The following is a 16,651-nucleotide window of genomic DNA, read 5'->3' as shown; positions in this document are numbered from 1 at the left end:
TAGAGATGTCTCCAAAACGCCATCCAACCGCAACCTATAAGTGCGGTGGTCCAGTCGGAACACTGCCAAAAAAAACACCAAGGAGTCCATCCATGAAAGGTTCCCCGTCGTTGTTGTTGGCCGCCATGCTGAGTCTGCCGTTACTGGCTCAAGCCGCCGAACCGGCTCAATGCAGTACCGTAAACTTCTCCGATGTCGGCTGGACTGACATTACCGTCACCACCGCCACCACCAGCGTCGTTCTCGATGCCCTCGGCTACAAGACCAAAACCACGATGATTTCCGTACCGGTGACCTACAAGTCCCTGGCCGACGGCAAGAACATGGACGTATTCCTGGGTAACTGGATGCCAACCATGGAAAACGACATCAAGGCCTACCGCGATGCCGGCACCGTGGACACCCTGCGCGCCAACCTGGAAAACGCAAAATACACACTCGCCGTCCCCGAAGAGTTGTATAACAAAGGTCTGAAAGATTTCGCCGACATCGCCAAGTTCAAGAAAGAACTCGACGGCAAGATCTACGGTATCGAACCAGGCAACGACGGCAACCGCCTGATCCAGAGCATGATCGACAAGAACGCCTTCGGCTTGAAAGATGCCGGCTTCAAGGTGGTCGAGTCCAGCGAGGCAGGCATGCTCTCGCAAGTCGATCGCGCCCAGCGCCGCAACACCGCCGTGGTGTTCCTGGGCTGGGAACCACACCCGATGAACACACGTTTCAAGATGAAGTACCTGACCGGCGGCGACGACTATTTCGGCCCGAACTTCGGCCAGGCAACCATCTACACCAACACCCGCAAGGGCTATGCGCAGGAATGCAGCAACGTCGGTCAGCTGCTGAAAAACCTGCAGTTCACGCTGAACATGGAAAGCACCCTGATGGGCAACGTCCTGGACGACAAAATGAAGCCTGACGCGGCCGCCAAGGCCTGGCTGAAAAAGAATCCACAGGTGCTCGATACCTGGCTCGCTGGCGTGACCACCATTGACGGTAAACCAGGCCTGGAGGCCGTGAAAGCCAAGCTCGCGCAGCCTTGAATTAGGAAGCATCGCTTACGCCGGGCGAGTTCGCTCGCCCGGGCTGTTTATTTCCTTGCATGCGGACGTTCACTACCATGCTGATTGATCAGAAAATACCTTTAGGCCAGTACATCGCGGGCTTCGTTGAATGGTTGACGCAAAACGGCGCCAGCACCTTCGACGCAATCGCCGTGTCACTGGAAACGATGATCCACGGTGTGACTTTTGCGCTGACCTGGTTCAACCCGCTGGCATTGATCGGCCTCATCGCGCTACTGGCACACTTCATTCAACGAAAGTGGGGCCTGACCGTTTTTGTCATCGCCTCCTTCCTGCTGATCCTCAATCTGGGTTATTGGCAGGAAACCATGGAAACCCTTGCCCAGGTGTTGTTCGCCACCCTGGTCTGCGTGTTGATCGGCGTGCCGTTGGGCATCGTCGCCGCGCACAAACCGATGTTCTACACAGTGATGCGGCCGGTGCTCGATCTGATGCAGACCGTGCCGACCTTCGTGTACCTCATTCCTACCCTGACCCTCTTCGGTCTGGGTGTGGTCCCGGGTCTGATCTCTACGGTGGTGTTCGCGATTGCCGCACCTATCCGCCTGACTTACCTGGGTATTCGCGATGTCCCGGAAGAATTGATGGACGCTGGCAAGGCCTTTGGCTGCTCGCGACGTCAGCTGCTCTCGCGAATCGAACTGCCCCACGCCATGCCAAGCATCGCGGCCGGTATCACCCAGTGCATCATGCTGTCGTTGTCGATGGTGGTGATCGCGGCACTGGTGGGCGCCGATGGCCTGGGCAAACCCGTGGTCAACGCACTGAACACTGCTGATATCGCCCTGGGCTTCGAAGCCGGCCTGGCGATCGTACTGCTGGCGATCATGCTCGACCGTATCTGCAAACAACCCGAAGCCAAAGTAGGGGGTGACGCATGAGCATTATTCGCTTCGAAGACGTCGACGTAATCTTCTCCAAGGATCCACGCGAGGCACTCAAGCTGCTGGATCAAGGCATGACCCGTAACGAGATCCTGAAAAAGACCGGGCAGATTGTTGGCGTCGAAAAGGCCAGCCTGGATGTCGAAAAAGGTGAAATCTGCGTACTGATGGGCCTGTCCGGCTCCGGCAAGTCCAGCTTGCTGCGTTGCATCAACGGCCTCAACACCGTCAGCCGCGGCAAGTTGTTCGTCGAGCACGAAGGCAAGCAGATCGACATCGCTTCCTGCACCCCGGCGGAACTGAAAATGATGCGCACCAAGCGCATTGCGATGGTGTTCCAGAAGTTCGCCCTGATGCCTTGGCTGACCGTTCGCGAGAACATCAGCTTCGGTCTGGAAATGCAGGGTCGTCCGGAGAAAGAGCGGAAAAAACTGGTCGATGAAAAACTTGAGCTGGTGGGCCTGACCCAATGGCGCAACAAGAAACCCAACGAGCTGTCCGGTGGTATGCAACAACGCGTGGGCCTGGCCCGTGCCCTGGCGATGGACGCCGACATCCTGCTGATGGACGAACCGTTCTCGGCCCTCGACCCACTGATCCGCCAAGGCCTGCAAGACGAACTGCTGGAACTGCAACGCAAGCTGAGCAAGACCATCGTTTTCGTGAGCCACGACCTCGATGAAGCCCTGAAGCTCGGCAGCCGTATTGCAATCATGAAAGACGGTCGGATCATTCAGTACAGCAAACCTGAAGAGATCGTGTTGAACCCTGCGGACGACTACGTGCGGACCTTCGTCGCCCACACCAACCCGCTAAACGTACTGTGCGGTCGCAGCCTGATGCGCACCCTGGACAACTGCAAACGCATCAACGGTTCGGTATGCCTCGATCCGGGCGGCGATTCCTGGCTGGACCTGGCCGAAGGCAACACCATCAAAGGCGCCCGTCAGAACGGCGCGAGCCTGGACCTGCAGAACTGGATTCCCGGGCAAGCGGTTGAAGGCTTGGGCCGTCGTCCAACGCTGGTGGATTCGAATATCGGCATGCGCGATGCGCTGCAGATTCGTTATCAAACGGGTAATAAGCTGGTGCTGCACGACAACAACAAGGTTGTCGGGATTCTCGGGGACAGCGAGCTGTATCACGCACTGCTCGGCAAGAACCTGGGGTAAGGCAACACACACAAAAACGCCGCGAAAGGATCGCGGCGTTTTTGTTTATAGAGATATCGGGTCAAACAGTATTGCGGCTGATGGCCCCTTCGCGAGCAAGCCCGCTCCCACATTCGACCGCATGTCCCTGATAGAACTCGGTCACCTGTGGGAGCGGGCTTGCTCGCGAAGGATACGACGCGGTGCAACTGAAACACCGCGCCCCTCACCTCTTAGCTATAAACCCGGCCAAGGAGCTGCCGATGGCTTTCAAACTGATCGAGCACGTCACGGGTGATCTGATCCTGAGTGAAGCCCATCAAGTCGTAGTCCTGGCTGCCGTTGTGCAGGTACACCTCGGCGCGGTAGTAACGTGCGCGGGGCTCATCAGCACTTTCCGCCGACACCGTGTCGCTCGCCGCCGCCAGATAGCCGTCCAGGCTCACTTCGTAGACAAAAGGGTTGCCCTCTTCCATCTCGATCCGCACGCCCATGCAGCGTTTCGACTTGCCCAGCAACGTCTGCACATCCAGACCCTGAGCACGCAATTGCACAGCCGCATCTTCCAGCGCCGGGCTGACTTGCTTGTCCATGAAACGCTGAACAATCGACTGGTTCGGCTGCAAGTCCAGCTGCGTCAAACGCTCGCTGAAACCACGACGACCACGGGCTGCGAGCTCCGCTTGCTCCTGTTCGACCTGCACATCCTGGCGCATCTGCTTGTGCAAACCGAACATGAAGAACACCAGCACCACCGAGAACGGCAGACCGGCCAGCACCACCATGGTTTGCATGGCTTCGAAGTTACCGGCAAACAACAGACCGATGGTCACCAGGGTGATCACCGCCGACCAGAAGATCCGCAACCAGTGCGGCGCATCTTCATCAACGTTGCCGCCCTTGCAGGACAAGTTGGCCATCATCACCGCGCCGGAATCCGCCGGGGTCAGGAACAGCACGAAACCGACAAAAATCGACACGCCGATCACAACCTTCGACGCCGGGTAATGCTCCAGCAACTGGTAGATCGCCATGGACGGCTGTTCCAGCGCCGTCTTCCCGAGCTCCACCGCCCCATGGTTCATCACCAGGTCCAGGGCCGAGTTACCGAAGATCGACAGCCACGCCAGGGTGAAACCCAGCGGAATCAGCAGCACGCCGGCCACCAGCTCACGCACCGTGCGACCACGGGAAATACGCGCGATGAACATCCCTACGAATGGGGCCCAGGAAATCCACCAGGCCCAGTAGAACAGGGTCCACAGGCCCAACCAGCGGTCAGACTTCTCACTGTCGCCTTCGTACACATAGAGGTCGAAAGTCTTCAGCACCACGCCGTTCAGGTAGTCGCCGATGTTCTGCACGAAGCCGTTGAGCAGGTGCAGAGTCGGGCCGAACAGCAGGACGAAAATCAGCAGGCCGCTGAACAGCACGATGTTCAGGTTGGACAGACGGCGAATGCCGTTTTCCACGCCGGACACGGCCGCGATGGTCGCCACGGTGCTCATCACGATGATCACGATCAGCAGGTTGGTGTTGCTGTGCTCCATGCCGAACAGGTTTTCCAGCCCCGACGACACTTGCAGCGAACCAATCCCCAGGTTCGTCACCAGACCCAGCAGGGTCACGAACATGCCGAAGCCGTCCACCGCATGACCGGCCGCGCCTTTGACCCAACGCTCGCCGACCAGCGGATACAGCGCCGAACGCAACGCCAGCGGCTGGTTATGACGGTAAGCAAAGTACGCCACGGCCAGGCCGACCAATGCGTAGATCGCCCAGCCATGCAGGCCCCAGTGCAGGAACGTCAGCTGAACCGCCTGACGTGCGGCCATGTTGCTGGCCGCCACACCTTCCGGCGGATTGAAGTAGTGGTCCAGCGGTTCGGAAGCACCGAAGTACAGCAGCGAGATACCGATACCCGACGAGAACAGCATCCCCGCCCAGGCGCCGTAGCTGAAGTCCGGGGTGTCGTCCTTGCTGCCCAGTTTGAGCTTGCCGTAGGACGAAAACGCCAGGCCGACCACGAACACCAGGTAAGCGGCAATCACCACCATGTAGTACCAGCCGAAGCTGCGGGACAACCAGGCCTGGGCAATACCGAGCAATCTGCCGGCCTCTTGCGGGGCGATGATCAGAATGGCGGTCAACAACAGGATCAACGCGGTAGAGGTGTAGAACACCCAACCGTTGACCGTCACCTTCTCGGGTGGGGTCTTTATTAGAGAGGCAGAACTCATGGCACAGATGCTCCAGGCAGTGCGAGAGAAGAACACAAGGCAACGCGGTACCCGACTAATCGGTTAGTTGGCAGCCGACCGGCGGGTGATATAAAGACACCCCGAAAAAAGCCCGAAGCCCGGGAGCGCCAGTGCGCGTGGGTTTCGAGCGTTTTCGGATGTCGTTTTTCCGCCCACTACATGTAGGAAAAACCTGTAGGCAGCGACGAATTGTCGCAGATCTTATTCTTTGTTGATTGAACGTTCAATCAAAACAAAATAGACTGGCCTTCAATCCGATAGACGTTTCACGTCCGCCGGAAGGCCTAAGGAGATGTGCAAGATGCCCAAGGTCGGTATGCAACCCATCCGCCGTCAGCAGTTGATCGAAGCCACATTGCAGGCGGTAGATCAGGTCGGAATGGGGGACGCCAGCATTGCGCTGATCGCCCGTTTGGCCGGTGTCTCGAATGGCATCATCAGTCACTATTTTCAGGACAAGAACGGCCTGATCGCGGCCACCGCGCAGTATCTGATGAGTGTCCTCAGCGAGAACGTCACCGCGCGTCGTCAGGCGCTGGAAGACAGCAGCCCACGGGCGCACCTTCAGGTGATTATCGAAGGCAACTTCGACGCCAGCCAGGTCAATGGCCCGGCAATGAAAACCTGGCTGGCCTTCTGGGCCACCAGCATGCACCACCCGTCTTTGCACAGGTTGCAGCGGATCAACGATCACCGCCTGTATTCCAACCTGTGTTGCCAGTTCCGCCGTGTATTGCCGCTCAATGATGCGCGCAGTGCAGCTCGCGGCCTGGCAGCCCTAATCGACGGTTTGTGGTTGCGCGGCGCCCTGTCGGGAGATGCTTTCGACACTGAGCAAGCGCACCGCATCGCTTACGAATACATGGATTTCCAACTGGCCAAGCAGGTGAGTTAGAGCACACAGAACCGCTCAGCACCTGAACTGCCACTGACCAGCGTTGCCCAAGCTATTAGGCACGCCCAGTGGTTACCGCCAACCAACTTATGCTCTTGCGAGGACTTTATGGCCCGTTTCGAACTGCAAAAACTTTACATCGATGGCGGCTACTCCGACGCCAGCAGCGACGCCACCTTCGAAGCCATCAACCCGGCTAACGGTGAAGTCCTCGCAACCGTACAACGTGCGACCAAGGAAGACGTTGAGCGTGCTGTGGTCAGCGCCGAAAAGGGCCAGAAAATCTGGGCCGCGATGACCGCCATGGAGCGTTCGCGCATCCTGCGTCGTGCCGTCGACATCCTGCGCGAGCGCAACGATGAACTGGCTGCCCTGGAAACCCTGGACACCGGTAAGTCGTTCTCCGAAACCAAGTACGTCGACATCGTCACCGGCGCTGACGTGCTGGAGTACTACGCAGGTCTGGTTCCGGCCATCGAAGGCGAGCAAATCCCGCTGCGCACCACTTCGTTCGTCTACACCCGTCGCGAGCCACTGGGCGTCGTGGCCGGTATCGGCGCGTGGAACTACCCGATCCAGATCGCCCTGTGGAAATCCGCACCAGCCCTGGCGGCCGGTAACGCGATGATCTTCAAGCCAAGCGAAGTCACTTCCCTGACCACGCTGAAACTGGCCGAGATCTACACCGAAGCTGGCGTTCCGGCGGGCGTGTTCAACGTGCTGACCGGCAGCGGCCGTGAAGTCGGCACCTGGTTGACCGAGCACCCACGCATCGAAAAAATCTCCTTCACCGGCGGCACCGACACCGGCAAGAAGGTGATGGCCAGCGCTTCCGCTTCGTCGCTGAAAGACGTGACCATGGAACTGGGCGGCAAATCCCCGCTGATCATCTTCGACGACGCCGACCTCGATCGCGCCGCCGACACCGCGATGATGGCCAACTTCTACAGCTCCGGTCAGGTCTGCACCAACGGCACTCGCGTGTTCGTGCCAAGCCACCTGAAAGCCGCTTTCGAAGCCAAGATCGTTGAACGCGTTGCGCGCATCCGCGTCGGCAACCCGGAAGACGAGAACACCAACTTCGGCCCGCTGGTCAGCTTCGCCCACATGGAAAGCGTGCTGGGTTACATCGCCAAAGGTAAGGAAGAAGGCGCTCGCGTGCTGTGCGGCGGCAACCGTCTAACCGAAGGCGAATTCGCCAAAGGCGCATTCGTGGCACCGACCGTGTTCACCGACTGCACCGACGAGATGACCATCGTTCGCGAAGAAATCTTCGGCCCGGTGATGAGCATCCTGACTTACGAAACCGAAGAAGAAGTGATCCGTCGTGCCAACGACACCGATTTCGGTCTGGCCGCTGGCGTCGTCACCAAAGACCTGAACCGCGCCCACCGCGTGATTCATCAACTGGAAGCCGGTATCTGCTGGATCAACGCCTGGGGCGAATCCGACGCCAAGATGCCGGTCGGCGGCTACAAGCAGTCGGGTGTGGGCCGTGAAAACGGCATCAGCTCGCTGAACAACTTCACACGCATCAAATCGGTACAGGTCGAACTGGGCGATTACGCCTCGGTTTTCTAAGGCGATATCCGCTTCGCCTGCGAGGCCGTCATCGCCAGCAGGCTGGCTCCCACAGGAGTACGCATTCCAATGTGGGAGCCAGGCTGCTGGCGATCGAGTGCGCAGCACTCGTCAGGCCTGACCTGACCAACTTCAAAGAGGGTGCATTCAATGTCCCAAGAATTCGATTACATCATCATCGGTGCCGGCTCGGCCGGTAACACCCTGGCGACCCGTCTGACGGAAGACGAAGGCGTCACCGTCCTGCTGCTCGAAGCTGGCGGCCCGGACTACCGTATGGATTTCCGCACGCAAATGCCGGCTGCTTTGGCGTTCCCGCTGCAAGGTCGTCGCTACAACTGGGGTTACGAAACCGATCCAGAACCACACATGGACGGTCGCCGGATGGAATGCGGTCGCGGCAAGGGCCTGGGTGGTTCCTCGCTGATCAACGGCATGTGCTACATCCGCGGCAACGCGATGGACTACGACAACTGGGCCAAACTGCCAGGTCTGGAAGACTGGGATTACCTGAACTGCCTGCCGTATTTCCGCAAAGCCGAAACCCGCGACATCGGCCCGAACGACTACCACGGTGGCGACGGTCCGGTCAGCGTGACCACGCCGAAAGCCGGCAACAACCCGCTGTTCAATGCGATGGTTGAAGCCGGCGTACAAGCCGGTTACCCGCGCACCGAAGACCTGAACGGTTACCAGCAGGAAGGCTTTGGTCCGATGGACCGTACCGTGACGCCGAACGGCCGTCGCGCCAGCACCGCTCGCGGTTACCTGGACATCGCCAAGAAGCGCTCGACCCTGACCATCGTCACCCACGCCCTGACCGACAAGATTCTGTTCGAAGGCAAGCGTGCAGTCGGCGTGCGTTACTTGATCGGCGCCGCAGAAGAGCGCGTTGAAGCCCGCGCCCGCAAAGAAGTGCTGCTGTGCTCCGGCGCCATCGCTTCACCGCAGATTCTGCAACGCTCCGGCGTCGGCCCGGCCGAGCTGCTGAAAAAACTCGACATCCCGGTGGTCCACGACCTGCCGGGCGTGGGTGAAAACCTGCAGGATCACCTCGAGTTGTACCTGCAATACGCCTGCACCCAACCGGTCTCGTTGTACCCGTCGCTGCTCTGGTACAACCAGCCGGCCATCGGTGCCGAGTGGCTGTTCAACGGCACCGGCATCGGCGCCAGCAACCAGTTCGAAGCCGGCGGTTTCATCCGTACCCGTCCCGAATTCGATTGGCCGAACATCCAGTACCACTTCCTGCCGGTCGCGATTAACTACAACGGCAGCAACGGTGTGAAAGAGCACGGCTTCCAGGCGCACATGGGCTCCATGCGTTCGCCAAGCCGTGGTCGCATCCAGGCCAAGTCCAAGGATCCGCGCGAGTACCCGAGCATCCTGTTCAACTACATGGCCACCGAGCAGGACTGGCAGGAATTCCGCGACGGCATCCGCCTGACCCGTGAAATCATGCAACAGCCTGCACTGGACGCTTTCCGTGGCCGCGAAATCAGCCCGGGCATCGACGTGCAAACCGATGAGCAGCTCGACACGTTCATCCGCGAACACGCCGAAACTGCGTTCCACCCGTCCTGCTCGTGCAAGATGGGCACCGACGAAATGGCGGTGGTTGACGCTGAAGGTCGTGTGCATGGCATGCAGAGCCTGCGTGTGGTCGATGCCTCGATCATGCCAATCATCACCACCGGCAACCTGAACGCGCCGACGATCATGATCGCCGAGAAAATCGCCGACAAGATCCGTGGTCGCCAGCCATTGCCGCGTAGCAAGGCTGCTTACTTCGTCGCCGGTGATGCACCGGTGCGTAATAAGCCGTTGCGTGATGTGAGCCTGACCGCACAGTAATAGTTAACACATTTGATTCAAACAAAACCGTCAACCTTCCTAGGTTGGCGGTTTTTTTTCGCCTGGCACAAGCTCATAACATCAAACAATAATCATTACACCAAGCAACTACACCTTCATTATAAACACCCAACAAAACTGGCAACACTTGCATTGCCACGCACTTAAAAACTTCCATTACTATCCGCACCGCGCTCAAGCCGAACGCCAAATAATCTTAATGAAAACCCAAAACATGCATAACAATGAGCTGATCACGGACGCGAGCTTATTTCGAGAAAAAATATCCAAAGAAAAAACAATTATTCTGGACTTTAGTTATCTGACTGGCGTCATTGAGTCCTGGTGGAAAAAAAATAACAATCAAGATACACACGTCCTAAAAATACAATTGGTTAACCTTTTTCTAACTTACCTTCGCACCGAAGACACTTTCCACTTTGACAAAGTAGGCCTGGCAAATGAAGGCGCCGCCGCCGTCTGTATAAAAAATGTATTCAGCCTGGACTCTCCCAAACTGGCCTTAACGGTACACGAAGCTTTGGCCGACCTGTTTCACCTCACTGACATAAATTACGAATACGAAGAACACAAAGCTTTGTATCTAAAACCTTCTGCAGAAAAATATCGGGAATGGGGCAACGGGCATGGTGATATCACACCGCACTCCGATGATTTATATGAAAATCTGAATGTTGACTACCTGGCCCTGACCGTTTGCCGCGACATCACAAATACCCCCACCGCCTACTATTTCCCAAGCGACTTACTTTGCGAGTTGAACGATGAAGAGATACGCGAATTACTGACGATGCAAGCCGTGTTTGTTTCCGGCAAAAACGTCAACGGTTTAAAAGAGCGGGTCCGTCATGTGGTTGAGTTTTCCGACATCTACGGCTTTCAGTTTGCGCTGGATTTCCGCATTGATTCGCAGAACGGTGAACGGATGCGTGCAATAAATGGCGGCCAGCACGTGCTGGACAAAATCCGGGCCGGCCTGCCCAACGCAAAAAATCATGTTTCAACGGCTGAAACCGGTACGTTCCTGATCGTAGCCAACCACAAGATACTGCATGCACGTCCGATGCTGAATATCGATGCCAATGAGGTTCGCCAACAAGCGAACACTTCGACGTTCAATACAACGCCTCGGCTTTTATTCCGAAGCAAGGGTCCTAGAAAGCAATACTACCCACTGGATGAAACAACTTACACACGAGCAGCCCGTTGATGGTTACCGCGGGCACATCCGTTCGATCTTCGGCCGCTGACGTATTTAGAGAAGGCGTTCGCGACGCAATCACGTTTGGCGTCGCGTTTATTTTTCTGTACTTATCAATTGGTATTTTAAGTGCCGCGCAATCGTTATCCTTAGGCCAAGCTCTTGCAACAACCCTATTAATATTCTCCACTCCACTGCAGTTTCTGCTGATACAAAACTATAACGATGGATGGATATTACTCCCCATAATCTTGGCACTCAACGCTCGCTTCGTACTGCTCTCCGCGACACTTGCACCTTATATAAGAAACACCTCGACCCTGACAATCATGGCCTCCTTGATTCTCATTACGCCATCGATATTCACCGGGTGCGTCACTCGATTCAAACGGCGAACCGACCACCCCTTCACTTACTTGGTCGGCATTGGTCTTCCGATATTCGCTGTATCGATTATCTGCACCTATATCGGTTTCATCGCCGGTGCAGAACTGGCCTCACCGGTCATCTATGCCGTCATGACACTCTTGTTACCGCTTCAATTCACAGCCCTGGCCGGCAAGCACTGGCCTCATTATGCGGAAGTATCGAGTTACTGGCTGGGTCTTGTCGGTGCGCCACTGCTGGTCTATCTATTCAAGGATTACAGCTTGCTCTGCACGCCTTTTATAATCGGCGGATTGATCGTACTGATTGAAAACAATTACAAAAAACGAGGCACTGTAACTTCATGACAATCTGGCTTCTTATCGCCTTTTCCGCCCTTACTGCCTTTGCATTTCGTGCCCTGCCTTTTGCCTTCAAAAACAGTGCTGCACTCACACAAACCCAGGGTTCCTTTTATCGGTTTATCAGCTACAGCGCGCAAGCCATGTTGGGGGTCATCATTTACGACACTGCGTTCAACAAAATGGATGCGCTAACGCTGATACAGCAGTTTCAAATGCTGGATGCGCTGAAGCTGTCCTTGCTTGTGGGCACCTTCATCATGGTCGCCAAAACAAAGAAAATCCTGCCTGCTTTCTTTGCAAGCCTATCCATTTATCTGGCAGCGCTTGTCTATCTGAACGCCTGAAGCAGCTCTTTGCCTGACAGAGGGATTGATCGCGAGCAAGCCGCAATGGGATGTTCGCGAACTTCAATCAAAAGCCTACTCGTCACGCGCGTTCTGCACTGCGTAATCCCTTCCTACACCGCTCCGCGCTTGATCCTACCCCCCGCGCAGGCCTAATCTAGCGCCACGCAAACGTTTCACCCCCTCGCAACATCGATACACCGCCACTCCATACCAAGGAGGTTCCCGAATGTTCGATTTCCACCCCCAGCTCAAGCAGCGTTTTGCTGCTTTGCGCACGGGCGCTGAATTCTTTTCGCTGCGTTATGTGCGCGAGTCCGGCCAATACCTGTCGGTACGCAAGAATGTCGCCGAACCTCCCAGCCTGAGCCGTGACGAAGGCGCGATGCTGACCGTTCGGATCAACGGCGTCGAAGCCTACGCCGCGACCAATGACCTGTCGCAATCCGGCCTGCAAGCCGCGCTGGAGCGAGCCGAGCAGCAAGCCCGTCGACTCAAGCCCCACGCCCTGCTCGACCTGCGCGAGCAAGCCGTTTCCAGCGACCGCGCCGATTACTTTTCGCCGAACCTCGACCAGCCCTTCCCGTCCCTGAGTGATTGCTACCAACTGCTCGGTGCAGAATCCGCATCCGTGCCCAAGGACGAGCGACTGGTGAACTGGCAGGTGAGCATCGGCATCACTAACGTCGAGCAGATCTACCTCAACAGCGCCGGCGCCGAACTGCGCCAGGCCCAGCGTTTCGTCTACCCGAGCCTGGAAGTCACCGCCTACGACGGCAACGACAGCCAGACCCGAACCCTGGGCCGCGAAAATTTCGGCCAACAAGGCGGCTTTGATGTGATCAGCCGCTGCGGCCTGGTCGGTGCCGGCCCGAAAGTCGCCGATCAGGCGTTGCAATTGCTGCTGGCGCCGAACACCCCGAAAGGCCCGCGTGACCTGCTGTTGATGCCGGACCAGATGATGCTGCAGATCCACGAGTCCATCGGTCACCCGCTGGAACTGGACCGCATCCTCGGTGACGAGCGCAATTACGCCGGCACCAGTTTCGTCAAGGCCGAAGACTTTGGCAGCCTGCAGTACGGCTCCAAACTGCTCAACGTGACCTTCGACCCGGACATCCCCGAACAACTTGCCAGCTACGGGCATGACGACGACGGTACTGCCGCGAGCAAACAATTCCTGATCAAAGAAGGCTTGCTGCTGCGCCCATTGGGCGGTGCGCTGTCGCAATTCCGTGCCGGCATGGATGGCGTGGCCAACAGCCGCGCCTGCAGCTGGAACCGTCCGCCGATCGATCGCATGGCCAACCTGAACATCGAGGCCGGCGATCAACCGCTGGAGCAGATGATCGGCAACATCGAGCACCGCATCTTGATGAGCACCAACCGCTCGTGGTCCATCGACGATGCCCGTAACAAATTCCAGTTCGGCTGTGAATGGGGCCAACTGATCGAAAACGGCGAACTCAAAGGCGTGGTCAAGAACCCGAACTATCGGGCGATTTCCGCGCAGTTCTGGAAAAGCCTCAGCGCCGTTGGTGATGCCAACTCCGTCAAGGTCCTGGGCACACCGAACTGCGGCAAGGGCGAACCGAACCAGGTGATCCGCGTCGGCCATGCGTCGCCGGCCTGTGTATTCAGCAACGTTGATGTGTTTGGGGGAGATGCCTGATGAGTACTTCAAAAAGTCAGGCTGATGCGTTCAAGGCCTTGGTCAATTGGCTGCGCGAGGCGATTCACGAGCCGGAACAGTTCACCCTCAGTTACGCCGCGGAATCGTCGGCCTTCGTGCGCTTCAACCACGCCAAGGTGCGTCAGGCCGGTCAGGTGCAGCAGGCGAGCGTCGGTTTCAAACTGATCGATGATGGCCGGCATGCCGACCTGAACATCACCCTTTCCGGTGATGCTGAAGTCGACGTTCAGCGTCTGGTCGAAGGTCTGCAACAGTTGCGCGAAACCTTGCCGTTGCTGCCGCAGGATCCGTACCTGCTGCTCAACTACAACGGCTGGCAAAGCAAGAACGTGCAGGATCACCCGCTGCCGGACACCGAGCAGGTGGTCGCTGAAATCACCCAGGCGGCCGAAGGGCTGGACCTGGTGGGTTTCTACGCCGCGGGCCCGATCAGTCGTGGTTTCGCCAGTTCTTCGGGCGCGTTCGGCTGGCATCAGGCCAACAGCTTCAACTTTGATTTCAGTCTGGTCCATGAAAACGGCCAAGCAGTGAAAGCCAGTTACGCCGGGCACGACTGGAACAGCGAAGGGTTTGCCAAGCGCTTTGCGCAGGCACGCGAGCAGTTGGCGTTTCTCGGCAGACCGCAACACACCCTGGCGCCCGGTCAGTACCGCGCCTATCTGGCGCCGGCAGCCTTGGGAGAAATCATGGACATGCTGGGCTGGGGCGGTTTCTCGGCGCAGTCGATTGCCAGCAAAAACAGTCCGCTGCAGAAGCTTTACGCGGGCGACAGTGCGTTCAGCCCGCTGGTGTCGGTGGATGAAAAGGTCAGCGGTTCATTGAGCCCGGCATTCTCTGGCGAAGGTTATCCGCGCAGCGATCTGGGGTTGATCGTCAACGGCAAGGCCGGCGCGCAGATGGTCAGTTCACGCAGTGCGGCCGAATACGGCCTGACCGCCAATGGCGCCAGCGGTGGTGAAATGCCAAGCGCAGTGAACATGGCGGCCGGTACGTTGCCTGATGCAGAGATTCTCAAGCAACTGGGCACGGGGCTGTACATCAGCAACCTGTGGTACCTGAACTACTCGGACCAACCGGCAGCACGCCTGACCGGCATGACGCGATTTGCGACCTTCTGGGTCGAGAACGGCGAGATTCAGGCGCCGGTGAGTACGATGCGGTTTGATGACAGTGCGTACAGTTTGCTTGGATCGCAGCTGGAAGCGTTGACCGAGGAGCGCGAGCTGATGTTGTCGGCCAGCACCTACAGCCAGCGGGCCACCGCTTCGGCATTGTTGCCGGGGGCGCTGGTCAGCAAACTGACCTTGACCCTGTAAAAGCATCGTCGGAACGCCGCCCGGGGCAAGCTCGCTCCCACATGGACAGCGAACATCCTGTGGGAGCGAGCTTGCTCGCGATGAAGTCACCGCGGACTCCCTGAATCACACCCACAAGAGGTCCCATGCCCAACCGCCCGCCTCTCGACGCTGTCACCGCCCGCTGGGTGCCGTGGGTTGTCGCCATCGCGTTCTTCATGCAATCCCTCGACGGGACCATCCTCAACACCGCCCTGCCCGCCATGGCCCGAGACCTGGCCGAAGACCCGTTGCGCATGCAGGGCGTGATCATCGCCTACATGCTCACCGTCGCCTTGCTGATCCCTGCCTCGGGCTGGATCGCCGACCGTTTCGGTACCAAGAAAATCTTCTTCAGCGCGATCCTGCTGTTCAGCCTCGGCTCGTTGCTCTGCGCACTGTCGAGCACCCTGAGCCAGCTGATTGGCGCACGGGTGATTCAGGGCCTGGGCGGTGCGCTGATGTTGCCGGTCGGAAGGCTGGTGGTGCTGCGTGCCTACCCGCGCTCGGAGCTGGTACGAATCATGGGCTTCATCACCATTCCCGGATTGCTCGGCCCGTTGATCGGCCCGACCATGGGCGGCTGGATGGTGGAATACCTGACCTGGCACTGGATCTTCCTGATCAACTTGCCGGTGGGCGCCGTCGGTTGCTACGCCGTGTGGAAATTCATCCCCGACCTGCGCGGCACCGAACGTACCCGCTTCGATAGCCTGGGCTTTTTACTGTTCGGCGCGGCGATGGTGCTGATCACCATCGCCATGGAAGGCCTCGGCGAGCTGCACCTGCCGCACTTGCGCGTGATGCTGCTGCTGTTCGGCGGCATGGCCTGTCTGGCGGCGTATTGGTTGCGGGCCGGGCACATCGAAAATCCGCTGTTCGCACCGTCGTTGTTCAAGACCCGGACGTTTGCCGTGGGCATTCTCGGCAACCTGTTCGCCCGACTGGGCAGCGGCGCCCTGCCGTTTCTCGTGCCGTTGCTGCTGCAAGTGGCGCTGGGTTACTCGCCGTCCCAGGCCGGGATGAGCATGTTGCCGCTGGCGGCGGCAGCGATGGTCGCCAAGTCGGTGGCGCGACCGCTGATCGAACGTTTGGGCTATCGCATCGTGCTGACCGGCAATACGTTGGCGCTGGGGCTGATGCTGGCGAGCATGGGCCTGGTCAGCGAGCAAACGCCGTACTGGCTGCTGTTGGTGATGCTATCGATTCTGGGGGCGATCAACTCCTTGCAGTTCACCGCGATGAACACCGTAACCCTGATCGACCTCGACGACGCCAGCGCCAGCAGCGGCAACAGCTTGCTGTCGGTGGTCGCGCAATTGTCCCTGAGCCTTGGCGTTGCCTGTGCCGGTGCGCTGCTCGGCGGCTTCACGGCGGAGATCGGCAACGACGGAGTGGACACGGTTCTGGGCGCGTTCCAGCTGACCTTCGTAACGGTCGGGATCATGGCGATGCTGGCTGCAACGATCTTTTCTCAGCTCTCAAAGGAAGACGGACGGCGCGTCAAGCGTCCGGAAGAGCACATAGAGCCTTAGGGCGAATGGCCACCGGACTGGTACACTGCGCGACATTTTGTTTTGCAGGCCAGTCCCGTGACCACCATCGCCACCGCTTTT

13 protein-coding genes are annotated in these 16,651 nt (G+C 58.2%); 12 read left to right on the top strand and 1 reads right to left on the bottom strand.

Annotated features, from left to right (window positions below; translation table 11 throughout):
* The first annotated feature begins 92 nt into the window (after positions 1 to 92).
* The 3 genes from ACMXYJ_RS03655 (at position 93) to choV (ending at position 3,141) form a co-directional block, all read left to right on the top strand.
* Complete coding sequence (locus tag ACMXYJ_RS03655) at positions 93 to 1,043, top strand: choline ABC transporter substrate-binding protein (RefSeq protein WP_415758810.1); 951 nt, start codon at positions 93 to 95, stop codon at positions 1,041 to 1,043.
* A gap of 77 nt (positions 1,044 to 1,120) precedes the next feature.
* Positions 1,121 to 1,966 (top strand): choline ABC transporter permease subunit, encoded by an 846-nt coding sequence (choW, locus tag ACMXYJ_RS03650; protein WP_064680189.1) that lies wholly within the window; start codon positions 1,121 to 1,123, stop codon positions 1,964 to 1,966.
* Positions 1,963 to 3,141 (top strand): choline ABC transporter ATP-binding protein, encoded by a 1,179-nt coding sequence (choV, locus tag ACMXYJ_RS03645; protein ID WP_074871534.1) that lies wholly within the window; start codon positions 1,963 to 1,965, stop codon positions 3,139 to 3,141. The genes choW and choV overlap by 4 nt, the downstream gene beginning before the upstream one ends.
* 212 nt (positions 3,142 to 3,353) lie before the next feature.
* Here the strand turns inward: choV and ACMXYJ_RS03640 are convergent, their stop codons facing one another.
* The gene (locus ACMXYJ_RS03640) at positions 3,354 to 5,303 is read right to left on the bottom strand and encodes a BCCT family transporter (protein ID WP_415760675.1); all 1,950 of its coding nucleotides are present in this window, start codon (positions 5,301 to 5,303) and stop codon (positions 3,354 to 3,356) included.
* A 379-nt stretch (positions 5,304 to 5,682) separates the two neighbouring features.
* On the opposite strand from ACMXYJ_RS03640, the gene betI reads away from it, so the two are divergent.
* The 9 genes from betI to mdtD all read left to right on the top strand — a co-directional run bounded on the left by betI (position 5,683) and on the right by mdtD (position 16,570).
* Positions 5,683 to 6,276 (top strand): transcriptional regulator BetI, encoded by a 594-nt coding sequence (betI, locus tag ACMXYJ_RS03635; RefSeq protein ID WP_092277012.1) that lies wholly within the window; start codon positions 5,683 to 5,685, stop codon positions 6,274 to 6,276.
* A gap of 108 nt (positions 6,277 to 6,384) precedes the next feature.
* Positions 6,385 to 7,857: a betaine-aldehyde dehydrogenase gene (gene betB, locus ACMXYJ_RS03630; RefSeq protein WP_415758809.1), complete on the top strand. Its 1,473-nt coding sequence runs from the start codon at positions 6,385 to 6,387 to the stop codon at positions 7,855 to 7,857.
* 150 nt (positions 7,858 to 8,007) lie between these two features.
* Positions 8,008 to 9,711 (top strand): choline dehydrogenase, encoded by a 1,704-nt coding sequence (gene betA / locus ACMXYJ_RS03625; protein WP_415758808.1) that lies wholly within the window; start codon positions 8,008 to 8,010, stop codon positions 9,709 to 9,711.
* 235 nt (positions 9,712 to 9,946) lie between these two features.
* Complete coding sequence (locus ACMXYJ_RS03620; RefSeq protein WP_415758807.1) at positions 9,947 to 10,942, top strand: hypothetical protein; 996 nt, start codon at positions 9,947 to 9,949, stop codon at positions 10,940 to 10,942.
* Positions 10,942 to 11,667, top strand: a complete 726-nt coding sequence (locus ACMXYJ_RS03615; RefSeq protein ID WP_415760674.1) for an AzlC family ABC transporter permease — start codon at positions 10,942 to 10,944, stop codon at positions 11,665 to 11,667. The genes ACMXYJ_RS03620 and ACMXYJ_RS03615 overlap by 1 nt, the downstream gene beginning before the upstream one ends.
* Positions 11,664 to 12,008 carry an AzlD domain-containing protein gene (locus tag ACMXYJ_RS03610; RefSeq protein ID WP_415758806.1) on the top strand — a complete coding sequence of 115 codons (345 nt, stop codon included), beginning with the start codon at positions 11,664 to 11,666 and terminating at the stop codon, positions 12,006 to 12,008. Before ACMXYJ_RS03615 ends, ACMXYJ_RS03610 begins: the two co-directional genes overlap by 4 nt.
* Positions 12,009 to 12,237: 229 nt before the next feature.
* The gene (locus tag ACMXYJ_RS03605; RefSeq protein WP_415758805.1) at positions 12,238 to 13,680 is read left to right on the top strand and encodes a TldD/PmbA family protein; all 1,443 of its coding nucleotides are present in this window, start codon (positions 12,238 to 12,240) and stop codon (positions 13,678 to 13,680) included.
* On the top strand, positions 13,680 to 15,017 hold the full coding sequence (locus tag ACMXYJ_RS03600) for a TldD/PmbA family protein (RefSeq protein WP_415758804.1): 1,338 nt from the start codon (positions 13,680 to 13,682) through the stop codon (positions 15,015 to 15,017). Before ACMXYJ_RS03605 ends, ACMXYJ_RS03600 begins: the two co-directional genes overlap by 1 nt.
* A 125-nt stretch (positions 15,018 to 15,142) precedes the next feature.
* A complete protein-coding gene (gene mdtD / locus ACMXYJ_RS03595; protein ID WP_415758803.1) occupies positions 15,143 to 16,570 on the top strand; it encodes a multidrug transporter subunit MdtD in 1,428 nt (475 codons plus the stop codon).
* The last annotated feature ends 81 nt before the right edge of the window (positions 16,571 to 16,651 follow it).

Origin of the sequence: Pseudomonas arabinosi (genome assembly GCF_047758675.1) — a bacterium.
In the GTDB taxonomy this organism is placed as follows: domain Bacteria; phylum Pseudomonadota; class Gammaproteobacteria; order Pseudomonadales; family Pseudomonadaceae; genus Aquipseudomonas; species Aquipseudomonas arabinosi.
Note: the sequence above shows the minus strand (reverse complement) of the source record. Positions and strands in the feature narration are given on the sequence as shown.

What these genes read in the sequence shown, in the direction of transcription:
- ACMXYJ_RS03655 (WP_415758810.1), top strand. Translation starts at nt 93, where the DNA reads ATGAAAGGTTCCCCGTCGTTGTTGTTGGCCGCCATGCTGAGTCTGCCG.
- choW (WP_064680189.1), top strand. Translation starts at nt 1,121, where the DNA reads ATGCTGATTGATCAGAAAATACCTTTAGGCCAGTACATCGCGGGCTTC.
- choV (WP_074871534.1), top strand. Translation starts at nt 1,963, where the DNA reads ATGAGCATTATTCGCTTCGAAGACGTCGACGTAATCTTCTCCAAGGAT.
- betI (WP_092277012.1), top strand. Translation starts at nt 5,683, where the DNA reads ATGCCCAAGGTCGGTATGCAACCCATCCGCCGTCAGCAGTTGATCGAA.
- betB (WP_415758809.1), top strand. Translation starts at nt 6,385, where the DNA reads ATGGCCCGTTTCGAACTGCAAAAACTTTACATCGATGGCGGCTACTCC.
- betA (WP_415758808.1), top strand. Translation starts at nt 8,008, where the DNA reads ATGTCCCAAGAATTCGATTACATCATCATCGGTGCCGGCTCGGCCGGT.
- ACMXYJ_RS03620 (WP_415758807.1), top strand. Translation starts at nt 9,947, where the DNA reads ATGCATAACAATGAGCTGATCACGGACGCGAGCTTATTTCGAGAAAAA.
- ACMXYJ_RS03615 (WP_415760674.1), top strand. Translation starts at nt 10,942, where the DNA reads ATGGTTACCGCGGGCACATCCGTTCGATCTTCGGCCGCTGACGTATTT.
- ACMXYJ_RS03610 (WP_415758806.1), top strand. Translation starts at nt 11,664, where the DNA reads ATGACAATCTGGCTTCTTATCGCCTTTTCCGCCCTTACTGCCTTTGCA.
- ACMXYJ_RS03605 (WP_415758805.1), top strand. Translation starts at nt 12,238, where the DNA reads ATGTTCGATTTCCACCCCCAGCTCAAGCAGCGTTTTGCTGCTTTGCGC.
- ACMXYJ_RS03600 (WP_415758804.1), top strand. Translation starts at nt 13,680, where the DNA reads ATGAGTACTTCAAAAAGTCAGGCTGATGCGTTCAAGGCCTTGGTCAAT.
- mdtD (WP_415758803.1), top strand. Translation starts at nt 15,143, where the DNA reads ATGCCCAACCGCCCGCCTCTCGACGCTGTCACCGCCCGCTGGGTGCCG.